Below are 20,301 nucleotides of genomic sequence, written 5' to 3' on the forward strand. Positions count from 1 at the left end.
ACCTGTGGCTGGAGGTGCCGGCTAAACCATGCCCGATCTCGACCTGGACCCCATAGCGGGACATTCAATTCGCTGATCGTGCTGAACGAACCGCCGTTCTCGGGAGTCTGGATCGCCATCCTGAGCGTCCAGGTCTGAGCGACCTACGCCCCCCGCCGGGCCATGACCTGCAGATACGTGTCGAGCACCGTCTGGTTGATCGTATCCCACAGATAGCCCGCGGCCTTGTCGTGGCCGGCCCAGCCCATCGTCTCGCGCAGGCCCGGTTCGGTGACGATCCGGCCGATCGCGTCGGCATAGCCGGTGATGTCGGTCGGCGGCACGAGAAAGCCGGTGACGCCGTCGTCGACCAGGCCGACCGCGCCCGAGGCGCGCGCCGCCACGACGGGTACGCCCGAGGCCATCGCCTCCAGCGTGACGTTGCCGAACGTCTCGGTGACGCTGGGGTTGAAGAACACATCCATCGACGCGACCGCGCGGCCGAGATCGTCGCCCGACTGGAACCCGGCGAAGACCGCCCCGGGCACGCGCTCGGCGAACCAGTTGCGCGCCGGACCTTCGCCGATCACCAGCACCTTGTGCGCTATGCCGCGCGTCTCGAGCGTGCGGATCACGTCGGCAAAGACGTCGAGACCCTTTTCCTTTACGAGCCGGCCGAGAAATCCGACCGCGACCTCGCCGTCGGCGATCCCGTGTTCGCGACGCCAGGCGAGATCGCGGCGGGTCGGCGTGAAGCGGTCGTGATTGACGCCGCGCGACCAGATCGCGGTCGGCGTCGTCACGCCCCAGTCGCGGACGATCTCGGCCATGCCGCGCCCCGGCACCAGCACTTCGTCGACACGGTTGTAGAAGCGAGTCAGGATCTTGATCATGACGGGCTCGAAGAACGCCATCCTGTAATAGCGGAAATACGTCTCGAACCGCGTGTGCAGCGACGCGACCGTGTCGAGCCCGTGGCGCTGGCCATACGTGATCGCGCGGTGGCCGAGGAAATCGGGTGCCGAGACGTGGATCAGGTTGGGCGCGAACGCGTCGAGATCGCGGCGGATCGCGGCGGGCAACCCGCGCGCCATCTTGTATTCGCCGCGTCCGGCGGGCAGCGGCAGCGATGGGACAGCGACCAGGTCGCCGGTCGGCGGGAAGGCGGGCTTGGCGTTGGTCGGCGAATAGATACGCACTTTTGCGCCCTGCGACAGCAAATGGCCGACGAGCAGGTTCAGCGCCTGGTTGGCGCCGTCGCGAACATAATTATAATTGCCGCTGAACAGGGCAATACGCAGGTCGGTGGCGTCCATCGCCGCGCGGATAACGCCGGGTGCGGTGAAGCGCCACTAAATCCGCACGATAGCTTCGCCACCGTGCAGGACGGCGCCCATTGATGTTCCCGTATCGTTCTCGTACATCGTCGATATGGCGAAACCCCAGAAGCGTTATGTGTGTCAGGCCTGCGGATCGGTGTCGCACCGCTGGGCGGGGCAATGCGCCGATTGCAACGAATGGAACACGCTGGTCGAGGAGGCGAACACTGCCGCTACGCCGTTCCATTCGAAGCATAATCTTCAGACCGGCGGGCGGGCGATCCAGCTCGTCGGGCTCGATGCGGAGATCAAGTTGCCCGATCGGATGGCGACCGGGATCGCCGAACTCGATCGGGCGCTGGGCGGCGGGTTCGTCGAGGGCTCGGCGACGCTGATTGGTGGTGATCCGGGCATCGGCAAGTCGACGCTGTTGTTGCAGGCGGCGGCGAAGATGGCGCTGGCGGGGCAGTCGGTCGCGTATGTCTCGGGCGAGGAGGCGGCCGATCAGGTGCGGTTGCGTGCACGGCGGTTGGGGCTCGGCAATGCGCCGGTGCAACTGGCGGCGGCAACCTCGACGCGCGACATCCTGACGACCTTGCAGACGCGGCCTCCCGCGATGTTGGTGATCGATTCGATCCAGACGATGCATTCCGATTTGATCGAGGGCGCGCCCGGCACGGTCAGCCAGGTGCGCGCGTCGGCGCAGGAACTGATCCGCTTCGCAAAGGAGCGCGGCACGGCCGTCGTTCTGGTCGGGCATGTGACGAAGGACGGCTCGATCGCCGGCCCGCGGGTGCTGGAGCATATGGTGGACACGGTGCTGTCGTTCGAAGGCGAGCGCAGCCACCAGTATCGCATCCTCCGCGCGATCAAGAACCGATTCGGTGGAACCGACGAGATCGGCGTGTTCTCGATGCAGACCGAGGGACTGGCGGAGGTCGGCAATCCGTCGTCGCTGTTCCTGACGCACCGCGATGATGCGATGACGGGGGCGACGGTGTTTCCGGCGCTGGAGGGGACGCGGCCGGTGCTCGTCGAGATCCAGGCGCTGACCGTGCGGCTCGCATCGGGCGCGACGCCCCGGCGTGCGGTGGTCGGCTGGGATTCGGGACGTCTCGCGATGATCCTGGCGGTGCTGGAAGCGCGGTGCGGGCTGAGTTTCTCCAACGCCGAAGTATATCTGAATATCGCCGGCGGTTACCGGGTGCAGGACCCGGCGGCGGATCTCGCGGTAGCGGCGGCGCTGATCTCGGCAATGTCGGAGCGGCCGGTGCCGGTCGACGCGGTAGCGTTCGGCGAGGTCGCGCTGTCGGGCGAGATCAGGCCGGTCGCGCATGGGCCGCTGCGGTTGAAGGAAGCGAGCAAGCTTGGCTTCGAACGCGCGTTGGTGCCGGCGTCGATGACGGGAGAAAAGAGCGGGATGAAGCTGTCAGGGTTCAAGACGCTGGCGTCGTTCGTCGATCACATGATGGGGCGGGGTTAGGCGTTCCAAACCTTGTTTCCCCGCGAAGGCGGGGACCCAGACTGGGCTCCCGCCTTCGCGGGAGAACAAGGTAGCGTTAGTGACGCTGTTGGGTCAAACGTACCTTTACGACGGGGATAGCTCCGGTTCGTTATTAACGTCCCGAATGGTCTCCTCCCCGGCGGAGGCCGGGGCCCAATTGGGAAACGCGACTGGCGACCGCTGCGCTTCGTTACCACGACCTCTCCAATTGGGCCCGGCCTCCGCCGGGGTGGGGTGGTGAGGGCCGTTGTCGGTCATCGATCGATCGAGCTGCACACGACGTCATCGTGGCGGGCAGGTTCGGCCAAGCGGCGAACGCATGGCCTCTCGCGACAGCCATGCTATGGCCGCCAGCATGGCGAACACTAAAAGCAATACCGGTACCCTCGAGGTCGACGGCATCCGATACGACTGGAACCTGGAGCGCGAGCCGCAACACACGGATGCCGAGGGCTGGAAGGGCATGACGATCTCGCTGTTGCAGGACGATGCGCAGCGCGAAGCCCTGCTCGAATTCCCCGCGCCCAAACGGCTGTTGAAGGGCTTGCCGCGTGGGCGTCTTCAGATCGACGACGCGACGATCGCGCGCGGCGTACGGGCGGCGTTGGCCGCGGGATGGGAGCCGATGTCGCGCGGCAAACCTATGGTCTTCACGGTGGATTCCGAAGGAAACTGAGCCGTGGATCGGCGTGACACCCCGACCCCGACGGACGCTCGCACGCAGATGCAGCCCCAAGCCGACGTGGAAACCACGTTGCTGGGGCCGATCCTGCCTGATCGAGAGTGCGGCGATTGCACCGCGTGCTGCACCGAGCTGACGGTCAACACGCCTGAGTTCGCCAAACCCGCGGGAATTCCGTGCATCCACCTCTCAGGCGAGGGGTGCGACATCCATGCGGTCCGCCCCCGGATCTGCCGGACGTGGTTCTGCGCGTGGCGCCGTGTGGCCAGCCTGCCCGACGAAGCGCGGCCCGACCGGTCCGGGCTTCTCGTCTCGCTCAATTTCGTCGACAGGCCGCAGAACTGCCTTGAGGGCGTCTCGATTCATGTACGCATGCTCACCGGCAGCGACGCGATCGGCAACGGTATGGCGGCCACCGTGTTGGACGTCTTGTGCGACCAGTTGGTCCCGGTCTGGTTCAGCGACGGCTCGAAGAAGATGCTGATGCATCCCGATAACGACGTTGCGCGCTTTGTTCTCTCGGAAGATGCGGCACCCAACCATTTGCAGGACGAGGTCGCCGCATGGCGCGAACGCTACGCTGTTTTCGGAGCGAACCGCTAAGCCTCGGTTTCCGCGTGCACTAGCGGTTCGCGCGCCGCGTCCCTATTCCAGAGACCATGAACCTGACCGCCCTAGACATCGTCGTCCTGATCGCCGTCGCCGGGTCCGCGGTGCTGGGGCTCGTGCGCGGGTTCGTGACCGAAGTGCTGTCGATGTTCGCCTGGGTGGCGATGGTGGCGATGTTGAAGCTGTTCCACATCCCGCTCGCCGCTGCGTTGTCGCCGATGATTGGCACGGTCGGTGGGGCGGCCGTACTCGCCTTCGCGATCATCACCGGCGTCACCTATATCGGCGGTAGGCTGGTCGCCAACGCGATCGGCGCGCGGACGCGGACCTCGATCCTGGGGCCGGTCGACCGTGCGCTCGGCTTCGGGTTCGGCGCGTTGAAGGGCCTGATCCTCGCCAGCCTCGTCTTCCTGCTCGCGACGCTCGTGATCGATACGATGAGCGGCGGACCGTCGCGCCGGCCCGAATGGATGACCCGGTCGCGCACCTATCCGCTGCTCAACGCGACCAGCGCCGGCATCGCCGATTTCGTCGATCGTCGCCGCCGTGGTCAGCCCGTCTTCGGCGCCCGCACGCCGCCTTCCCATTCCGACAACGCAAGCGACCCGAAATCATGAGCGCGCCCCTCTACAACGCCGAGATCCTCCGCCTTGCCGCCACGATCCCGCACCATGAACGCCTTCCCGAGCCGATGGCGACCGCGGAGAGACGGTCGCCGATCTGCGGCAGCCGCGTGACGATCGACGTCGCGGTCGACGACGAAGGCCGGGTCAGCGAGGTCGGCCTGCTGGTCCGTGCCTGTGCGCTCGGCCAGGCTTCGTCGTCGCTGCTGGCGTCGAATATCCTCGGCCGCACGCCCGCCGAACTCGCCGCCGCGCGCGACGCGCTGACGGCATGGCTTGCGCGTGAGGGCGATGCGCCCGATTGGCCCGGGATGGATATCTTCACCCCCGCGCTCGACTATACCGCGCGGCACCCGTCGATCCGGCTCGCGTTCGAAGCCGCGGCCGAGGCTGCCGACACCGCTGCAAAGGCGAAGGTCTGATGGCGGAGGGGACGGCACCGTCGCTGCTCCGCGATGGCGTCGTGCTGCTCGGGTTCGGTCTCATGTTCGTGTTGCTGTTCCGGCGGCTCGGGCTCGGCGCGACGCTGGGGTATCTGGTCGCGGGCGCGGTCGTCGGGCCGCATGTGCTCGGCCTGGTCGGCGATGCGGAATCGAAGCTCGGGTTCGCCGAACTCGGCATCACGTTGCTGCTGTTCATCGTCGGGCTCGAACTGAACCCCTCACGGCTTTGGAAGATGAAGGAGGAAATCTTCGGATTGGGGCTTCTTCAGGTCGCGATCTGCGGTCTCGCGATCACCGCGATCGTCTGGGTCGGGGCGAAGTTCTCGCTCCCCGCCGCGCTCGCGCTCGGCCTCCCGCTCGCGCTGTCGTCGACCGCGCAGGTGCTGCCGATGCTGCGCTCCTCGGGGCGGATGCGCACGCCGTTCGGCGAACGCGCGTTCTCGATCCTGTTGTTCCAGGACCTGTCGATCGTGCCGCTCATCACGATCGTCGCCGCGATGAGCCGCAACCCGGCCGACGCCAACGCGCCTCCCGGCTGGCTGCTGGCGATCTACACCGTGCTCGCCGTCGTCGGGCTGGTTGTCGCGGGACGCTTCCTGTTGCGCCCGTTCTTCCGCCTGATCGGCAATCTCGGCGAGCGCGAGATGTTCGTGTTCGCCGGCCTGTTCACCGTGATCGCCAGCGCGGCGATCATGGAATGGCTCGGGCTGTCCACCGCGCTCGGGGCGTTCATCGCCGGCGTGATGTTGGCGGATAGTCCCTATCGCCACGAACTTGAGGCCGATGTCGAGCCGTTCCGCTCGATCCTGCTCGGGCTGTTCTTCCTCGCGGTCGGCATGGTGCTCGACCTCAACGCGATCGCCGAGCGACCGGTGTTCGTCATGGCGATGGCTGCCGCACTGATCGCGACCAAGACCAGCGTCATCATGCTGATCGGCATGGCGTTCAAGATGACATGGCGGCAGGCGTTCGCGCTTGGGCTGTTGCTCAGCCAGGGCGGCGAGTTCGGCTTCGTGCTGTTCGCGCAGGCGCAGGCGGGGCTGCTGATCGAACCGCAGGCGGCGAGCCTGTTCGGCGCGATCATCACGCTGTCGATGGCGACGACGCCGTTCCTGATGGGGATTACCCGGCGTTTCCGCACCGAACCGCTGGCGAAGAACCAGGAACGCGACGGCCCCAAGGTCGACGGCGCGAATGCGATCATCGTCGGCTATGGGCGGTTCGGCCAGACGGTCGGCCAGATGCTGCTCGCGCAGGATATCCCGGTGACGCTGATCGACACCGATATCGAGATGATCGACATCGCCGGCGAGTTCGGTGCGAAGGTCTATTACGGCGACGGCACGCGGCTCGACCTGTTGCGGCAGGCGGGGGCGGCGGAGGCCGAACTGATCTGCTTCTGCATGGATGGCGATCAGCTCGAACCCGACACGATCGAGGGCGTGCACGAGGCGTTCCCGAACGCCGCGATCTATGTCCGCGCGTTCGATCGCCGCGCGCTGGTCAAGCTGAAGAACACGTCGGCGCAGTATGTCATCCGCGAGGTGCTCGAATCGGCGGTGAAGATGGCGCGGCTGGCGATGGACGGGCTCGGCGTCGCGAGCGCGGATATCGACCGTGCGGAGGACATGTACCGCGCGCGTGACAAGGAGCGGTTGCAGCTCCAGATCGATTCGGGCGACATGCGCGCGGCGCGTGCCGAAACCGCCGAACGCTTTCCGTGGGGGAACGACGCGACATGATCATTGCCATACTGGCCGCCTTGTCGGGGGCGATCGCGGTCGCGGCGGGAGCGTTCGGCGCGCACGGCGCGAGTGGCTCGGCGGCGGAGTGGCTCAAGACCGGTGCGCAGTACCAGCTCGTCCACGTCGTGGCGGCGCTGGTTGCGGTGCGGATGGAGGCGCGCGGGCCGGCGTGGCTGTTCGTGGTCGGCGCTGCGATTTTCGCGTTGACGCTCTACGCGATGGCGCTGGGCGCGCCACGCTGGTTCGGCGCGATCACGCCGATCGGCGGCGCGCTGCTGATCGGCGGGTGGTTGTGGCTGGCTTGGAGCGCCCGGGGATAACTGACAAAGCTTGTTTCCCGCGAAGGCGGGGACCCAGTCTGGGCACCCGCCTTCGCGGGTGAACAAGGTTCTTGGTGACCTTCGGGTGCTACCGCTTCTTCCGGCACGCGTCCGAACAATAGATTACGCTGTCCCAGTCGCGCGCCCATTTCTTCCGCCACGCGAAGGGCCGCTCGCACGCGGGGCACATCTTCGTCGGCAAATTCTGCTTGGCGACACCGTTGGGCATCAGCGGGGCTGCGCGTCGAGGAAGGTCTCGACGTTAGCTAGGTCGACCGTCTTGTCGAGATACGTCTGGCCGATCCCGCGCGCGAGCAGGAAGGGGAGGGTGCCCGCCGCCATCTTCTTGTCGTGGCGCATGTGATCGACCAGCCGCGCACCGCTCGCGCCGATCTTCGCCGCCGCGAGACCGTCGGGAAGCCCTACGTCGCGCCAGTGAGCGGCAACGCGCGCGGCGTCCTGCCCCGAGCAGATCCCCTGCGATGCCGAGAACCCGAACGCAAGCGAACAGCCCGCCGCGACGCCCTCGCCGTGGATCAAAGCCTGCGAGAACCCGGTCTCCGCCTCCAGCGCATGGCCGAACGTATGCCCGAGATTGAGCAACGCCCGGATGCCGTTCGTCTCATGCTCGTCCGCCGCGACGATCCGCGCCTTCGCCGAAACGCTGTGCGCGATCGCGTATTCGCGCAGGCCGATGTCGCCACCTAGCAACGCGGCACCGTTGGCTTCGCACCATTCGAAGAACGCGAAGTCGTCGATCAGGCCGTATTTCACGACCTCGGCGTAACCCGCGCGCAGTTCCCGGATCGGCAGCGTGTCGAGCACCTGCGGATCGATCAGCACCATCACCGGCTGGTGAAACGCGCCGATCAGATTCTTGCCGGCCTTCGTGTTGATCGCGGTCTTGCCGCCGACCGAGCTGTCGACCTGCGCCAGCAGCGACGTCGGGATCTGCACGAACTTGCACCCGCGCTTCAGGATCGAGCAGGCGAACCCGACCAAATCCCCCATCACGCCGCCACCCAGCGCGACGACGTGATCGCCGCGCTCGACACCGAGTTCGAGCAGCCGGTCGCACAGCATCTCCAGCGTCGCCCAGCTCTTGCTGCCCTCGCCGGGTGCCAGAACGATCGCCTCGGATGCAATCCCCGCCGCAGTCAGCGAAGCCTGCAACGTCGCGAGGTGAATCGACAAATTCTCGTCGGTGACGATCGCCACGCGCCGCCCTTTTGCAAGCGGCGCAAGGAACTCACCCGCCCGCGCGAGCAACCCGGCTTCGATGTGGATCGGATAGGTCCGCGCACCCAGTTCAACGATAACGGTCTTCATCGGCCAAGCGCTCTCAGGATAGCGGCGACGGTCGCTTCGTGCGGCGTCTTGTTGCTGACAATATGGATGTGCGCCTGCGCGTAGATCGGGTTCCGCACGCGCGCCAGTTCGGTGAGCACCTTCCCCGCATCGCGGTTGCGGAGCAGCGGGCGGCTGTCGCGGCGGCCGACGCGCTCGACCAGGATGTCGGGATGCGCGCTGAGCCACACCGACACCGTATCGCGCAGGATCAGCGCGCGCGTGTCGTCGTTGATGAACGCGCCGCCGCCGGTTGCGATGACCTTGGGCGTGCCGTCGATCAGCCGCGCGATCACGCGGCGCTCGCCATCGCGGAAATACTCTTCGCCGTATTTGGCGAAGATCTCGGCGACGGTCATCCCCGACGCAGCCTCGATCTCGTGGTCGGCATCGACGAACGGCAGGTTCATGCGCAGTGCGAGGCGGCGGCCGACGGTGGTCTTGCCGACGCCCATCAGCCCGACGAGCACGATCGGGCGATCGATCGGGGCAGGGCGGCGACTGCCCGAGGGGCCGCCTGAAGGGTTGTGGCTTTGCAACATCGTAGCCCGCGCTATACAGCGGCTCCGCGTGAGGGCAAAAGCTCTTGGCGTGCGATCTGTCATTGCCCGTTCACTACCCCCGTTCACTACAAGGTTACGTCGTATGTCCCGTTTCATCGTCTCGGTCGTCGTCGTTCTTGTGGTCGTGGTCGGCGGCCTGTTCCTACTGGCGGGCCGCGCGACCGAGCGTCCGCAGAGCCACGTCGAGAAGGCCGTGACGCTTGCGAACCTCTCTTAAGGCAACGCTGGCGGCGGCCGTCGCCGTTGGGGCGCTCGTCGCGCTGGCACCCGCGATCGGTCAGGATCGCCCCGAATCGATCCTGCCGCCGGGCTTCGGCGATACGACCCCGTCGCCGGCCCCCGCGCAGCGACCGAACGCGCCTGCGAACGCACCGCAGCCGACGCGCCCGATCACGGCGGCGCAATCATCGCCGCCCTCATCGACACCCCCATCGCCCTCCAGCGCGATGATCCAGCCGCTGCCGTCGACGACGCCGGACGGGCTGCCGGTTCTACCGCCCGTCGCCACGCCCTCGCCGGTCGATCCGAGCGTGCTCGCGCGCTACGAGATGCCCGAATCCGCGCGGCGTTCGCTCGAGACGGTAGGCCCGCTTACGGCGAGCGAGGGCGGGCTGGAGACGGATGCGTTCGGCGATGCCGATGGCCAGTATGTCGAGACGCTGATGCGCCGGCTGACCGCGCCGCTGCCGTCGCGGTGGATGTCGATCCTGCTGCGGCGCGCGCTGGTGTCGCATGTCGATACGCCGAGCCATACCAACGGCGCGGACTTCGCCGCCGAGCGGGCGTGGCTGCTGTTGCGGATGGGCGAATCGGTCGCGGCGCGGGCGGTCACGCAGAACGTCGATACCTTCAACTACACGCCGAAGCTGTATCAGGTCGCGATGAACGCGTCGCTGGCGACCGGCGATCCTGCCGGGTTCTGCCCGCTGGTTCCCGGCGCGATGCGCTATGCCCCGTCGCGCGGCTGGACGATGGCGCAGGCGATATGCGCCGGGCTGTCGGGCAATCCTGCGCAGGCGACCCCGCTGATCGCGACCGCCAAGCGCCGCAACGTCGCCAGCGGCGTCGACATGCTGCTGGCGCAGAAGGTCGTCGGTGCCGGCGCGCAAGGGCGTCAGGCGGTGACGATCGAATGGGACGGCGTCGATCAGCTGACCGCTTGGCGGTTCGGCCTGGCGATGGCGACCGGCGTCACCGTGCCCGACGAGCTCTATGCGAGCGCCGGGCCGCAGGTGCGATACTGGCAGGCACTCTCGCCGTCGGTCGCGCTGGGTGACCGACTGGCGCCTGCCGAGGCGGCGGCGGGGCAGGGCGTGCTGTCCAGCGCCGCGCTGGTCGACCTGTATGCGGCGACCGCGACCGACGACGACGCGCAGAGTGGCGCAAGCGCGACGGCGAACGATCTCCAGACCGCCTATGCCGATCGCAATGCCGAGACGCGACTGACCGCGCTGCGCCAGTTGTGGGGCGGCAAGGAGGCGGAACCTGCCTATGCGCGGCTGGTGCTGACCGCGCGGGCGGCAGCGCGGATCGATCCGGCCTCGGGCAAGGCGGACGCCGATCATCTGGTCGCGTCGATGCTGACCGCCGGGCTCGACCGGACCGCGGCGCGCTGGCTCGGTACGGTGCCGAGCGGTAGCGACGCCTGGGCGATGATCGTGCTGAGCGATCCCGATGCGTATCGCCGGCTGAGTTATGGCGACCTCGCCTCCTATTCGGGCGGCGCGGGCGATTCGGCGTTGAAGCAACGGATGCTGTTCGCGGGCCTCGCCGGGATGGGCCGGCTTTCGCAAAGCGACATCGAGCGTGCCGCGCAGACGCTCGGTGTGCGGATCGGTGCCGCCAATGCCTGGACGCGCGCGCTGGATCGAGCCGCGCGCGACGGTCAGGCAGGGACCGTCGTCCTGCTCGCGGCGATCGGCATGCAGGCGCCCAACTGGAAGGGTATCCCGCCCGAGGCGCTGTACCGGATCGTCGGTGCGCTGCGCGCGGTCGGGCTCGACGGCGAAGCGCGGATGATCGCGGCCGAGGCGATCGCGCGGGCGTGACGCACGGCCGGGATCGCGCGCTGATCGATCGCTTCCTGGAAATGATGACGGCGGAGGCCGGCGCGGCGGCGAACACCGTCGCGGCCTATCGCAGCGACCTGTCGCTCGCGTCGCAGGCACTTGAAGGCGGCCTAGTCGACGCAAATGCGGATGCGCTGGCGACGCTCGCGGGCGAATGGTCCGCGCTGTCCAATGCGACGGTCGGGCGGAAGTCTGCGTCGCTCCGGCGTTTCTTCGCGTTCCTTGCCGACGAGGGTCACCGTCCCGACGATCCCGGCAATGCGCTCCCTCGTCCCGGCACCGTCCGCGCGTTGCCCAGGATATTGAGCCACGCCGATGTCGACCGGCTGTTCGCGGCGATCGCCGAACGGGCAGCGCGAGATCCGCTCGACCCCAACGACCTGCGCCTGTCCGCGCTGTTCGAGCTGCTCTACGGCTCCGGACTGCGCGCGACCGAACTGGTCAGCCTGCCGCGCAACGCGGTCCATCCCGATCGGCCGTTCCTGATCCTGCGCGGCAAGGGCGGGCGCGAGCGGCTGGTGCCGATCTCCGACCGTGCGCGCGCCGCCGTGGCGCTGTGGCGGACATATGTCGCGACCGATCGCGCCTGGCTGTTCCCGTCGGGCAAGGGGCACCTCTCGCGCATTCGGCTGTACCAGATCGTAAAGGCGCTCGCCGCCGAAGCCGGCATCCCCCCCGACCGGGTCAGCCCCCATGTCCTGCGCCATGCGTTCGCGACGCACCTGCTTGCCGGCGGTGCCGACCTGCGCGCGCTGCAGTCGATGCTCGGTCATGCCGATATCGCGACGACGGAGATCTACACGCACGTCGATTCGAGCCGCCTCGTCGAGCTCGTCAACACGCATCACCCCCTCGCGGATCTGCCCCCGCGCTGACGCGAACGGGGCGGCGCGTTGACGCGGACGGCGCCGCGCCGTAACCGCCGCACATGCCTAGCTTCCTCGACTTCGAGAAACCGATCGCCGAACTCCAGGGCCGGATCGACGAACTCCGCGACACCGCCGCCGAAGGCAGCGTCGACCTGTCGGTCGATATCGCCCGTCTGCAAGCCAAGTCCGACAAGCTGCTGAAGGACACCTTCGCGCGGCTGACGCCGTGGCAGAAGACGCAGGTCGCGCGTCATCCCGAGCGCCCGCACTTCAGGGATTACGTCGCCGCGTTGTTCGACGAGTTCGTGCCGCTCGCGGGCGACCGCGCGTTCGGCGACGACCAGGCGATCATTGGCGGCTTCGCCACGTTCCGCGGTCGGAAGATCATGGTGCTCGGCCACGAGAAGGGCGACGACACCGCCAGCCGCCTCCGCCACAATTTCGGCATGGGCAAGCCCGAGGGCTACCGGAAAGCGATCCGTCTGGTCGAACTCGCCAACCGATTCGGCCTGCCGATCGTCACGTTGGTCGACACCTCGGGCGCGTTCCCCGGTATCCAGGCCGAAGAGCGCGGCCAGGCCGAGGCGATCGCCCGCTCGACCGAAGCGTGCCTCAACGCCGGCGTGCCGATCGTCGCAGTGATCGTCGGGGAGGGCGGTTCGGGCGGCGCGGTCGCACTCGCCGCGGGCAACCGCGTGCTGATGTTCGAACATGCGGTCTATTCAGTGATCAGCCCCGAAGGCTGCGCGTCGATCCTGTGGCGCACCTCCGACAAGGCCCCCGAGGCCGCCGAAGCAATGCGGATCACCGCGCAGGACCTCAAGGCGTTCGGCGTGATCGACGAGATCGTCGCAGAACCGCTCGGTGGCGCACACCGCGACTCGGTGGTGGCGATCGAGTCGCTCGGCAATGCGGTGTCGTCTGCGCTGGCCGAGCTGGCGCCGCTCTCGCCTGCCGACCTCCGCACGGATCGCCAGGCGAAGTTCCTCAAGATGGGTCGCCTCTGACGCGGTCGTTCGCCCGGCGGCACTTCGCCGAACAGCGCAACGAAAAAGGGCGGCGAAACCGAAGTTTCGCCGCCCTTTTTCGTACGCTACTGGTAACTCGATTACGTGGTCGAGGTGTTCAGCTTGGTCGAAACGTTGTTGAACGTCTTGTTCAGGCTGTTGCCCAGGCCCTGCATCGCGGCGATGGCGGCGACGGCGATCAGCGCGGCGATCAGGCCGTACTCGATTGCGGTTGCGCCCTTGGAGTTCTTGAAAAACTTGCGGATCGTCTTCATTCCGGTCTCCATTGTTGGATTGCTTCAGTGTCACCCGGCTGGCCGGATGGACCGGAACAGCGCATCGACAGATACAAGTGTCTGGTTGAGAAAGGTTTAAGGCCGCGATCGATAGTTTTGGCGGTGCCGATACAGGGGGGCCGCGATGGCGCTCCGCAGGTCAGCGCGCCTGCGAAACCTTGGCGTCGACGGTGTTCCACATGCCGATCGTCGAGCCCGCCATGGCGGACAGCCCGACGATCATCGCGATCACCACGAGACCGAGGATCAGGCCATATTCGATCGCCGTCGCGCCGCGTGAATCGCGGACGATGCTAACGATGGTGCGGGGCACCCGGTTCGATCTGGACGTCAGGAAACGCATGCTCGCACGTGTAGGCGCAGGAGATTAAAGAATGACCAACGACGACAGTGTTCCCGCGCGATTGCTGCCTGTGGTGGCCGCGGCGCTGGTCGATCTGGAGGGGCGGGTGCTGCTCCAGCAACGGCCGGAGGGAAAGTCGCTCGCGGGACTCTGGGAATTTCCCGGCGGTAAGGTCGAACCGGGGGAGACGCCCGAAGCGGCGTTGATTCGCGAACTCGAGGAGGAACTCGGAATCGCGGTCCCGCACGCCTGCCTCGCCCCGGCGACGTTCGCGAGTGCACCGCTGGGCGATCGCCACCTGCTGTTGCTGCTGTACGTGACGCGCAAGTGGAGCGGTGTCCCGCGCGCGCTCGAAGCGACCGCGTTGCGCTGGGTCAGGCCGGTCGAGATGCACGCGCTGGCGATGCCCCCCGCAGACCGTCCGCTGATCGGCCTGCTCGACGCGCTGATCTGACTCGGCGAGCCGGTACGTCAGCCGCAACTGCGATCGCGGCTGCGACCGCCAGACAAACGTCACTGCCGTCGTATGGCATCTGACCGACCCGGAGGACGTCTAGGGAGACGACCTGCAGAAACTTGGCCCTTTGCGGCGTTGCGGCCCTGGCCGAAGCGCTTGTGCCAAAGCCCGGTGATAATCGGCACTATGATCGATGTCATGATCACGCAGATGGCGACCAACGTCGTGGCATCTTTGGCGACCGGCATGAATTCCGGTGCGACGGCGGCGATTGCCAGAGGGTTGGCCACTGCGGCGCCGGCGGTAGACGATGCGGCGATGCCAGCAGTGCCGGTGCCTCCGCCGACCAGAATGTCCGCGATGATCAGCGGCACGCCAGTCGCGACGATTACAAAAAGCGCGAAAACGATCCCAAGCGCAGCCAATGGTGACAGCAACGTATGCAGATCGATCGTATTGCCTAGCGCGAACGCGAAGAAGGGGATCAAGATCTTGCATCCCGGCGAAAAGAAATCGCGTAGCTTCGGATCGAGGTTCCCAAGAGCAAAGCCCGCCACAAATGGCAATACGGCGCCGATAAACACCGCGAATTTGAAATGCGCTACGCCAGTTGCGCCGAGTATGAGCATGCTCATCAGCGGACCGGACTCGATCGAGAGCAGGACGAAAGCCCCGGATTCCTCGCTGCTCCCGAAACTTTGCATCAGCGACGCGTACAGTCCGCCATTGGTCATATCGACTGCGCACACGATCGCGAGAAGCGACATGCCGGCAAAAAATCCTGTCTGAACACCGTCCGGTGGAATGTACCGGGACGCGATGGCAACGATCACCCAAGCCGTAAGAAGCTTGGTCAGCAACAGAGAACCGGATTTGCGGAGCACCGTCGTGGTCGTGCTGAGGTGGACGGATGCGCCGATGCAAAAGAACCAGACCGCAAGGATGGGGATGATCCCGGTCATGAGCCCCTGGGTAAAGCCGCTGAAATACGGCGGCGCGCCTGGGGCCAGCGTTCGGCACAATGCGCCAATGAACAGTGGCACTATCATCATGCCACCCGGAATGCGGTCGACGCGGTCCTTGATATTCATCGGGGCACTACCACCGTGGCCTCGGCTGGCTTGATTTCCAGACGCTCGTGAGTCTCGAATATCTTGAGAATGCTGGTCATGTCGGGAGCACCTCGTTCGGTCGCCGCGGGAGAAAATGGCTCCGGCGGCGAGCAGAGCGCGGAGCAAGCTTCTACAAGGCAACTACCCTGGCCGCATCTGGCCGAATCGGTACTTTATCGCGAAGTCCAACCGTTTCGACCGGCCTAGCCGATCCTGCATGAGCCGAAGGTCCAAGGCTGTGGCAGCCAGTAAGGGTGATCGATCAGCACTGCGAGAAAGGCGGCCCCGCCGCGCAGTGGCAGCGATCGCCGCTGACGTGTTCGAAAGCGGCCCTTCCGCTTACTTCCCACACCGGCCATTCCGCTTAAGGAACGCCCACTTGCAGACATTCGAGAGACGTTCGATGATGCTCGAATGGCCTCTACGGAAAGAAGCGACCTAATCCCTACTCTACGAGCGCGGCACAGGGATGCGGCGGAGCAACTCAAAAAGGCCCGTGACGATGGCGATCGTGCGCAAACACGAGCTTGGGAAGCCGCGTTCAAACGGATTAGCACGTTGAGATATGAGGCCGGAGACGATTTGAATGCACCGATCTGGTAATGTGCGCTTTCCCCACACCCGGTCGTTCCATACTTATGGCCGGGGCGTGCGGGCTTGGTGGGCAAAGTACTCGCCGTAGTCGCCTCGACCTTCGAATGCCTCTGCGTGAAAGCCAGTTGGTTGCAGAACCAGTGATCGTGTCTCCATCGCTTTGGCAAGATTTTTCGAAACGGCGTCATCTTCGAAGATCCACGGTGTTATCGCGACCATGATAGCTCCCACAAACAGGAACTCCGCGTCCGATGAGGCTTCACCCCCGAAGTGGTCGAACACATCCCGCCATAGTTTGGGAGCGGCCGGATCATGAGAGAGTCCGGTAAGAAAATCGGGCTCCGCCCAATGCCACCAAGTCAGGAATAGCAGATGCAGGGCTGATCCTCGATCGCGATCGCCCGCGTCCCATCCCGCGCGAAGGCGTTGATACGTCTCTTCCATGGCTTGTCCGCACCCCAAACTAAGGGTGCGTTATGGCCGAAGGTAGTTATGTCCGCTATCCTCCCCATTCCGGCCGTCCGCTTTTCGCCCACAAGCGGACGTTGCGCGAGGCGGGGGGCGGTGGCAGTCTAACCCGATGCTGGCCGTAACAATCCTCATCGTTTGTGTCGCAGTCTTCTCGGCTGCCGCGATCAATGCCGTCGTTCAACAGCGGCTTCTGGAACAAGGCGGACGCTGGTTCCCTAGCACGGTTAAGTCAGGCCTATCTGGGATTGCCGTTATGGTCGGCGTCTTGGCTCTTTATTTCGGGATAGGCAGCATCATCGTTCGCCTGGCGGCCTAACGTCCGCTTTCCTTCCCATTTCGGACATTCCAGCCGACCAGCAGTCGACGAAATTCGCGATTAGACGTAGTTGGCCAGCGCTAAGTGACTGAAAATCACGGTTAGACAATTTGGAGGCCCGACCGGGAATCGAACCCGGGTGCGAGGATTTGCAGTCCTCTACGTCACCACTCCGCCATCGGGCCCCGATGCGTGAAGGCGGCGCAAATGCTTCGTTTTGCGCGGCGGGTCAACCGGGAGTTTGCCGATCGCGTCGAATTGTCGCGATCGGCGTGGCGGGGGCGTGCAAACCGACCGGCCGTTCCTGGGAGCGCGGTCTGGTCACGACGGGCGCGGGGCAGTGGATGCGGTGAGCCGTAGCGCGGACAGGCGATTTGCGCGGGACGACGGTCGGTTTGCTTGCTAGGGGAGCCACAGAGGTGTTGCCGTGGACTTCCGCATGCGCCCTCGACGTCCCGCCCGCGGCATCTCGGTGTCACACGGGCGGGCGGGGCGTCACCCTCCCAGCATCGGTCCTCTTCCGCACTTCGTCGCGTCGGGCGGGGGCTTCCGCCTGTTTTGAACCAAACGCGTGCTTGGCGTAGCGCGGGGCGCGCGATATCAGGTCATCACGACAACTAGTGTATTGCACATGTAAAACAGCTGTGCGACAGGATAAGCCATGACGACGATGAGCATCGACACCGCCCCCCTCGCAAGCCAGCCCGCCACGCGCCCGATCGGCGGCGCAGACACCGGCCCCACCGGATCGGCATACGACGGCATGCGCCACGCGATGGTCGCCAGCCAGTTGCGCACCAACGCGGTCAACGACCAGCGCGTGGTCGCGGCTATGGCGCGGGTGCCGCGCGAGACGTTCATGCCCGACGCCGTCCGGTCGATCGCGTACCGCGACACCGCGATCCCGCTCGGCGGCGGTCGCTATGCCAACCTGCCGATGGCGACCGGCCGGCTGCTGACCGAAGCGTATCTCACAGCCAGCGACCGCGTGCTGCTGATCGGTGCGGCGAGCGGCTACACCGCCGCGGTGTTGTCCGAGATCGTCGCCTCGGTGGTCGCGGTGGAGAGCGATCCGGCGTTGGTCGCGACCGCACGCACGGCGCTGGCCGGGGTCGGCAACGTCGAGCTCGTCGAGGGGCCGATGACGGACGGTAGCGCTGCCGGGGCACCCTATGACGTGCTGATCGTCGACGGCGCGGTCGAATCGGTGCCCGAGGCGCTGATCGCGCAGGTTCATCCGGGCGGCCGTGTCGTCTCCGGGATCGCCGAGCGCGGGCTGACCCGGTTGGCGGCAGGACGAAAGACCGACGGCGGTTTCGCGCTGGTGGCCTTCGTCGACGTCGAATGCGTCACGCTACCCGGCTTCGATACGCCCAAATCCTTCAAGTTCTGAGGCAGACCATGCCGCGCACCGCTCATATTCGTCGTTTGTTTCTGGGTGTTGCGCTGGTTTACGGCGCTGCACCGGTTGGCGCCGAAACGCTGCGCGAGGCGCTGGTCAAGGCGTACAACACCAACCCGACGATCACCGGTCAGCGCGCCGCCCTGCGCGCGAGCGACGAGAACGTGCCGATCGCGCGCGCGACCGGACTGCCGTCGGTGAATGCGACCGGCGACTATACCGAGTTCGTGGTGACCGCGCAGAACAGCTTCATCGCGCCCCCTCGGCAGGCGGTGGCGCGCGCGAACGTGTCGATCCCGCTGTATCTGGGCGGTCAGGTCCGCAATTCGGTCGCCGCCGCCAAGACGCGCGTCGAGGGCGGTCGCGCGACGCTGCGCGGGACCGAGGCGGATCTCTTCACCAACGTCGTCAGCGCGTACATGAACGTGATCCGCGACGAATCGATCGTCGGGCTCAACACGCAGAACGTCCGCGTGCTCGACGTCAATCTGCAGGCCAGCCGTGATCGGTTCCAGGTCGGCGACCTGACGCGTACCGACGTCGCGCAGTCCGAGGCCCGTCTCGCGCTCGCCCGCGCGCAGCTCCAGTCCGCACAGGCGCAGCTGATCTCGAGCCGGGAAAATTACATCCAGCTAGTCGGCACGCCGCCCGGCACGCTCGAGCCACCGCCGGTGTTGCCGCATCTGCCCGACAGCCCGGCATCGGCGGTGACGGTGGCGATCGACAATAATCCGACCCTGCTCGCCGCCGCCAAGGAGCGCGATGCGACCCGCTACGATATTGGCGTGGCGCGCGCGACTCGCTTGCCGCAGATCAGCGCGACGGGCGGTGCGGGCTACACCAATTATCTCGGGTCGATCGGCAAGACCAACGGCGTCGCCGCGTTTCCCAACGCGAACAAGACGGTGCAGGGCGGGCTGTCACTGACCCTGCCGCTGTTCCAGGGCGGGCGTCCCGCGGCGCAGGTGCGGCAGGCCGAGGCGCTGAGCTCGCGCGCGATCGAGAACGTGACCGCGACCGAGCGCAACGTCATCTCGCAGGCGCGCTCGGCCTATGCGGTCTGGCGGTCGTCGGAGCAGGTGATCCAGTCGTCGGAGACCGCGGTCAACGCAAACAAGCTGAGCCTCGAAGGCGTCCGTGCCGAGAACAGCGTCGGGACTCGGACGATCCTCGATATCCTCAACGCGGAGCAGGAATTGCTCAACAGCCAGGTCACGCTCGTGACGGCGCGGCGCGATGCGTATGTCGCGGGCTTCGCGTTGCTCGCCGCGATGGGGCAGGCGGAGGCGCGCGACCTGGGGCTCGACGGCGGCGTGCTCTACGATCCGGTCGCCAATTACACGCGGGTCAGCCACAAGATCTGGGACTTCGGCGGCGACGGCGAACCTGCTGCGGTCGCGACCAGCACCGCGCAATCGCCCGCGCAGGACGCGCATGTCCAGCCGCAAAGCGATCCGTTGCTCGCAACGCCAGTTGACAGGAACCCGGCATTGACGACAGGTATGGACGCGCCGAGCCGCCGATAGGGGCGTCGCGCGGCCATGGGGTTTGGGATGGTCCGGATGGGGGATATCAGTGCGGAGCCGTCGATGGAGGAAATCCTCTCGTCGATCAAACGGATCATTGCCGAAGAGGGCGATACGATGCCCGGTCGTAACCGCCGTCCGTCGCGGCCGATGCCGTCGCCGGTCGATCGCGACGCCTATCTGGACGGCAGCGCCGATGCCGACGACGACGAAATCCTCGAACTGAGCGATCCCATGCCGATAGTCGACCGTACGCCCCGCACCCCGAAGTCCCCGGTGCTGTCTTCCGTCGATGCAGTCCCCGAGTCGCGTCAGTCCGCGCCGAAGCCGCAGCCTGCCGATTCGCCCTCGGCGACCGTCGCACCGACCGATCGCCCGATCGTGTCGCGCGAAACCGCCGCTGCAACGCGTGCGCCGCTCGAAGCGTTGACGCGGATGATGGTGAAACCCGATGCCAACAGCGACGGCACGCTCGAAGGCCTCGTCCGCGAAATGCTACGGCCGATGCTGCGCGAATGGATGGACGCGAACCTGCCCGGCCTCGTCGAGGACATGGTCGCGCGCGAGATCGCCAAGATCATGAACCAGCAGCCCTGATCGGAGCGGCGGACGCGCGCGTCTGCCGTTCATATCGCTCGACACCTCAAGTGGGTTGCCGACGCGGTCGATCTGGTTTTATCGCTGCGGAACAACGCCGTGCGATGC

The 20,301-nt window shown here is 66.3% G+C and carries 23 protein-coding genes and 1 tRNA gene; 15 read left to right on the forward strand and 9 right to left on the reverse strand.

Annotated elements, in window-relative coordinates:
- Window positions 1–143 precede the first annotated feature (143 nt).
- Window positions 144–1,295, reverse strand: coding sequence for a glycosyltransferase family 1 protein (locus tag C8J43_RS08845; RefSeq protein ID WP_133030548.1), 1,152 nt, complete (start codon window positions 1,293–1,295; stop codon window positions 144–146).
- 115 nt (window positions 1,296–1,410) lie between these two features.
- Between C8J43_RS08845 and radA the strand changes: the two genes are divergently transcribed.
- The 7 genes from radA to C8J43_RS08880 all read left to right on the forward strand — a co-directional run bounded on the left by radA (window position 1,411) and on the right by C8J43_RS08880 (window position 7,224).
- Entirely contained in the window at window positions 1,411–2,781 is a 1,371-nt protein-coding gene (gene radA, locus C8J43_RS08850; protein ID WP_133030549.1) for a DNA repair protein RadA, read from the forward strand.
- Between the two features lie 376 nt (window positions 2,782–3,157).
- Window positions 3,158–3,478 carry a hypothetical protein gene (locus C8J43_RS08855; RefSeq protein ID WP_207893348.1) on the forward strand — a complete coding sequence of 107 codons (321 nt, stop codon included), beginning with the start codon at window positions 3,158–3,160 and terminating at the stop codon, window positions 3,476–3,478.
- Window positions 3,479–3,526: 48 nt separating this feature from the next.
- Window positions 3,527–4,087 carry a YkgJ family cysteine cluster protein gene (locus C8J43_RS08860; RefSeq protein WP_133030822.1) on the forward strand — a complete coding sequence of 187 codons (561 nt, stop codon included), beginning with the start codon at window positions 3,527–3,529 and terminating at the stop codon, window positions 4,085–4,087.
- A gap of 56 nt (window positions 4,088–4,143) precedes the next feature.
- The gene (locus tag C8J43_RS08865) at window positions 4,144–4,710 is read left to right on the forward strand and encodes a CvpA family protein (RefSeq protein WP_056050952.1); all 567 of its coding nucleotides are present in this window, start codon (window positions 4,144–4,146) and stop codon (window positions 4,708–4,710) included.
- A complete protein-coding gene (locus tag C8J43_RS08870) occupies window positions 4,707–5,138 on the forward strand; it encodes an iron-sulfur cluster assembly scaffold protein (protein WP_133030551.1) in 432 nt (143 codons plus the stop codon). The genes C8J43_RS08865 and C8J43_RS08870 overlap by 4 nt, the downstream gene beginning before the upstream one ends.
- Window positions 5,138–6,901, forward strand: coding sequence for a cation:proton antiporter (locus tag C8J43_RS08875; protein ID WP_133030552.1), 1,764 nt, complete (start codon window positions 5,138–5,140; stop codon window positions 6,899–6,901). The genes C8J43_RS08870 and C8J43_RS08875 overlap by 1 nt, the downstream gene beginning before the upstream one ends.
- The gene (locus C8J43_RS08880) at window positions 6,898–7,224 is read left to right on the forward strand and encodes a DUF423 domain-containing protein (protein WP_133030553.1); all 327 of its coding nucleotides are present in this window, start codon (window positions 6,898–6,900) and stop codon (window positions 7,222–7,224) included. The genes C8J43_RS08875 and C8J43_RS08880 overlap by 4 nt, the downstream gene beginning before the upstream one ends.
- A gap of 88 nt (window positions 7,225–7,312) precedes the next feature.
- Here C8J43_RS08880 and C8J43_RS08885 read toward each other — a convergent pair whose 3' ends face one another.
- The 3 genes from C8J43_RS08885 to C8J43_RS08895 are packed head-to-tail and all read right to left on the reverse strand — an operon-like array spanning window position 7,313 to window position 9,113.
- Complete coding sequence (locus C8J43_RS08885; protein WP_133030554.1) at window positions 7,313–7,453, reverse strand: DUF2256 domain-containing protein; 141 nt, start codon at window positions 7,451–7,453, stop codon at window positions 7,313–7,315.
- Complete coding sequence (aroB, locus tag C8J43_RS08890) at window positions 7,453–8,553, reverse strand: 3-dehydroquinate synthase (protein WP_133030555.1); 1,101 nt, start codon at window positions 8,551–8,553, stop codon at window positions 7,453–7,455. Before aroB ends, C8J43_RS08885 begins: the two co-directional genes overlap by 1 nt.
- Window positions 8,550–9,113, reverse strand: a complete 564-nt coding sequence (locus C8J43_RS08895) for a shikimate kinase (RefSeq protein ID WP_060526913.1) — start codon at window positions 9,111–9,113, stop codon at window positions 8,550–8,552. Before C8J43_RS08895 ends, aroB begins: the two co-directional genes overlap by 4 nt.
- A 103-nt stretch (window positions 9,114–9,216) precedes the next feature.
- Here C8J43_RS08895 and C8J43_RS22530 point away from each other — a divergent pair, with 103 nt between their 5' ends.
- The 4 genes from C8J43_RS22530 to C8J43_RS08910 are packed head-to-tail and all read left to right on the forward strand — an operon-like array spanning window position 9,217 to window position 13,079.
- Entirely contained in the window at window positions 9,217–9,351 is a 135-nt protein-coding gene (locus C8J43_RS22530; protein ID WP_258191373.1) for a hypothetical protein, read from the forward strand.
- Window positions 9,335–11,182, forward strand: coding sequence for a hypothetical protein (locus tag C8J43_RS08900; RefSeq protein WP_243645481.1), 1,848 nt, complete (start codon window positions 9,335–9,337; stop codon window positions 11,180–11,182). Before C8J43_RS22530 ends, C8J43_RS08900 begins: the two co-directional genes overlap by 17 nt.
- Window positions 11,179–12,078, forward strand: a complete 900-nt coding sequence (locus tag C8J43_RS08905; protein ID WP_279388828.1) for a tyrosine-type recombinase/integrase — start codon at window positions 11,179–11,181, stop codon at window positions 12,076–12,078. The genes C8J43_RS08900 and C8J43_RS08905 overlap by 4 nt, the downstream gene beginning before the upstream one ends.
- 53 nt (window positions 12,079–12,131) lie before the next feature.
- A complete protein-coding gene (locus C8J43_RS08910) occupies window positions 12,132–13,079 on the forward strand; it encodes an acetyl-CoA carboxylase carboxyltransferase subunit alpha (protein ID WP_133030556.1) in 948 nt (315 codons plus the stop codon).
- Window positions 13,080–13,180: 101 nt separating this feature from the next.
- Here the strand turns inward: C8J43_RS08910 and C8J43_RS08915 are convergent, their stop codons facing one another.
- Window positions 13,181–13,354 carry a Flp family type IVb pilin gene (locus C8J43_RS08915; protein WP_055879343.1) on the reverse strand — a complete coding sequence of 58 codons (174 nt, stop codon included), beginning with the start codon at window positions 13,352–13,354 and terminating at the stop codon, window positions 13,181–13,183.
- Window positions 13,355–13,514: 160 nt separating this feature from the next.
- Window positions 13,515–13,688, reverse strand: coding sequence for a Flp family type IVb pilin (locus tag C8J43_RS08920; RefSeq protein ID WP_243645482.1), 174 nt, complete (start codon window positions 13,686–13,688; stop codon window positions 13,515–13,517).
- Window positions 13,689–13,749: 61 nt separating this feature from the next.
- Between C8J43_RS08920 and C8J43_RS08925 the strand changes: the two genes are divergently transcribed.
- Window positions 13,750–14,172 (forward strand): (deoxy)nucleoside triphosphate pyrophosphohydrolase, encoded by a 423-nt coding sequence (locus tag C8J43_RS08925; protein ID WP_121884601.1) that lies wholly within the window; start codon window positions 13,750–13,752, stop codon window positions 14,170–14,172.
- A 59-nt stretch (window positions 14,173–14,231) separates the two neighbouring features.
- Here the strand turns inward: C8J43_RS08925 and C8J43_RS08930 are convergent, their stop codons facing one another.
- From C8J43_RS08930 to C8J43_RS08945, 3 genes are all read right to left on the reverse strand, one after another.
- Window positions 14,232–15,266: a 2-keto-3-deoxygluconate permease gene (locus C8J43_RS08930; RefSeq protein WP_133030557.1), complete on the reverse strand. Its 1,035-nt coding sequence runs from the start codon at window positions 15,264–15,266 to the stop codon at window positions 14,232–14,234.
- 657 nt (window positions 15,267–15,923) lie between these two features.
- The gene (locus C8J43_RS08935) at window positions 15,924–16,325 is read right to left on the reverse strand and encodes a hypothetical protein (protein WP_133030558.1); all 402 of its coding nucleotides are present in this window, start codon (window positions 16,323–16,325) and stop codon (window positions 15,924–15,926) included.
- A 454-nt stretch (window positions 16,326–16,779) separates the two neighbouring features.
- Window positions 16,780–16,853, reverse strand: a tRNA-Cys gene (locus tag C8J43_RS08945).
- Window positions 16,854–17,431: 578 nt separating this feature from the next.
- Here C8J43_RS08945 and C8J43_RS08950 point away from each other — a divergent pair.
- The 3 genes from C8J43_RS08950 to C8J43_RS08960 are packed head-to-tail and all read left to right on the forward strand — an operon-like array spanning window position 17,432 to window position 20,193.
- Entirely contained in the window at window positions 17,432–18,061 is a 630-nt protein-coding gene (locus tag C8J43_RS08950) for a protein-L-isoaspartate O-methyltransferase (protein WP_243645506.1), read from the forward strand.
- Between the two features lie 8 nt (window positions 18,062–18,069).
- Window positions 18,070–19,596 carry a TolC family outer membrane protein gene (locus tag C8J43_RS08955; protein WP_133030560.1) on the forward strand — a complete coding sequence of 509 codons (1,527 nt, stop codon included), beginning with the start codon at window positions 18,070–18,072 and terminating at the stop codon, window positions 19,594–19,596.
- Window positions 19,597–19,632: 36 nt separating this feature from the next.
- Window positions 19,633–20,193, forward strand: coding sequence for a DUF2497 domain-containing protein (locus tag C8J43_RS08960; protein ID WP_133030561.1), 561 nt, complete (start codon window positions 19,633–19,635; stop codon window positions 20,191–20,193).
- Window positions 20,194–20,301: the final 108 nt, after the last annotated feature.

Source organism: Sphingomonas sp. PP-CE-1G-424, from assembly GCF_004341085.1.
In the GTDB taxonomy this organism is placed as follows: Bacteria; Pseudomonadota; Alphaproteobacteria; order Sphingomonadales; family Sphingomonadaceae; genus Sphingomonas.

Coding starts and splice junctions, on each gene's coding strand:
- C8J43_RS08845 (WP_133030548.1), bottom strand. CDS start 1,295: ATGGACGCCACCGACCTGCGTATTGCCCTGTTCAGCGGCAATTATAAT.
- radA (WP_133030549.1), top strand. CDS start 1,411: ATGGCGAAACCCCAGAAGCGTTATGTGTGTCAGGCCTGCGGATCGGTG.
- C8J43_RS08855 (WP_207893348.1), top strand. CDS start 3,158: ATGGCGAACACTAAAAGCAATACCGGTACCCTCGAGGTCGACGGCATC.
- C8J43_RS08860 (WP_133030822.1), top strand. CDS start 3,527: ATGCAGCCCCAAGCCGACGTGGAAACCACGTTGCTGGGGCCGATCCTG.
- C8J43_RS08865 (WP_056050952.1), top strand. CDS start 4,144: ATGAACCTGACCGCCCTAGACATCGTCGTCCTGATCGCCGTCGCCGGG.
- C8J43_RS08870 (WP_133030551.1), top strand. CDS start 4,707: ATGAGCGCGCCCCTCTACAACGCCGAGATCCTCCGCCTTGCCGCCACG.
- C8J43_RS08875 (WP_133030552.1), top strand. CDS start 5,138: ATGGCGGAGGGGACGGCACCGTCGCTGCTCCGCGATGGCGTCGTGCTG.
- C8J43_RS08880 (WP_133030553.1), top strand. CDS start 6,898: ATGATCATTGCCATACTGGCCGCCTTGTCGGGGGCGATCGCGGTCGCG.
- C8J43_RS08885 (WP_133030554.1), bottom strand. CDS start 7,453: ATGCCCAACGGTGTCGCCAAGCAGAATTTGCCGACGAAGATGTGCCCC.
- aroB (WP_133030555.1), bottom strand. CDS start 8,553: ATGAAGACCGTTATCGTTGAACTGGGTGCGCGGACCTATCCGATCCAC.
- C8J43_RS08895 (WP_060526913.1), bottom strand. CDS start 9,113: ATGTTGCAAAGCCACAACCCTTCAGGCGGCCCCTCGGGCAGTCGCCGC.
- C8J43_RS22530 (WP_258191373.1), top strand. CDS start 9,217: ATGTCCCGTTTCATCGTCTCGGTCGTCGTCGTTCTTGTGGTCGTGGTC.
- C8J43_RS08910 (WP_133030556.1), top strand. CDS start 12,132: ATGCCTAGCTTCCTCGACTTCGAGAAACCGATCGCCGAACTCCAGGGC.
- C8J43_RS08915 (WP_055879343.1), bottom strand. CDS start 13,354: ATGAAGACGATCCGCAAGTTTTTCAAGAACTCCAAGGGCGCAACCGCA.
- C8J43_RS08925 (WP_121884601.1), top strand. CDS start 13,750: ATGACCAACGACGACAGTGTTCCCGCGCGATTGCTGCCTGTGGTGGCC.
- C8J43_RS08930 (WP_133030557.1), bottom strand. CDS start 15,266: ATGAATATCAAGGACCGCGTCGACCGCATTCCGGGTGGCATGATGATA.
- C8J43_RS08935 (WP_133030558.1), bottom strand. CDS start 16,325: ATGGAAGAGACGTATCAACGCCTTCGCGCGGGATGGGACGCGGGCGAT.
- C8J43_RS08950 (WP_243645506.1), top strand. CDS start 17,432: ATGCGCCACGCGATGGTCGCCAGCCAGTTGCGCACCAACGCGGTCAAC.
- C8J43_RS08955 (WP_133030560.1), top strand. CDS start 18,070: ATGCCGCGCACCGCTCATATTCGTCGTTTGTTTCTGGGTGTTGCGCTG.
- C8J43_RS08960 (WP_133030561.1), top strand. CDS start 19,633: ATGGGGGATATCAGTGCGGAGCCGTCGATGGAGGAAATCCTCTCGTCG.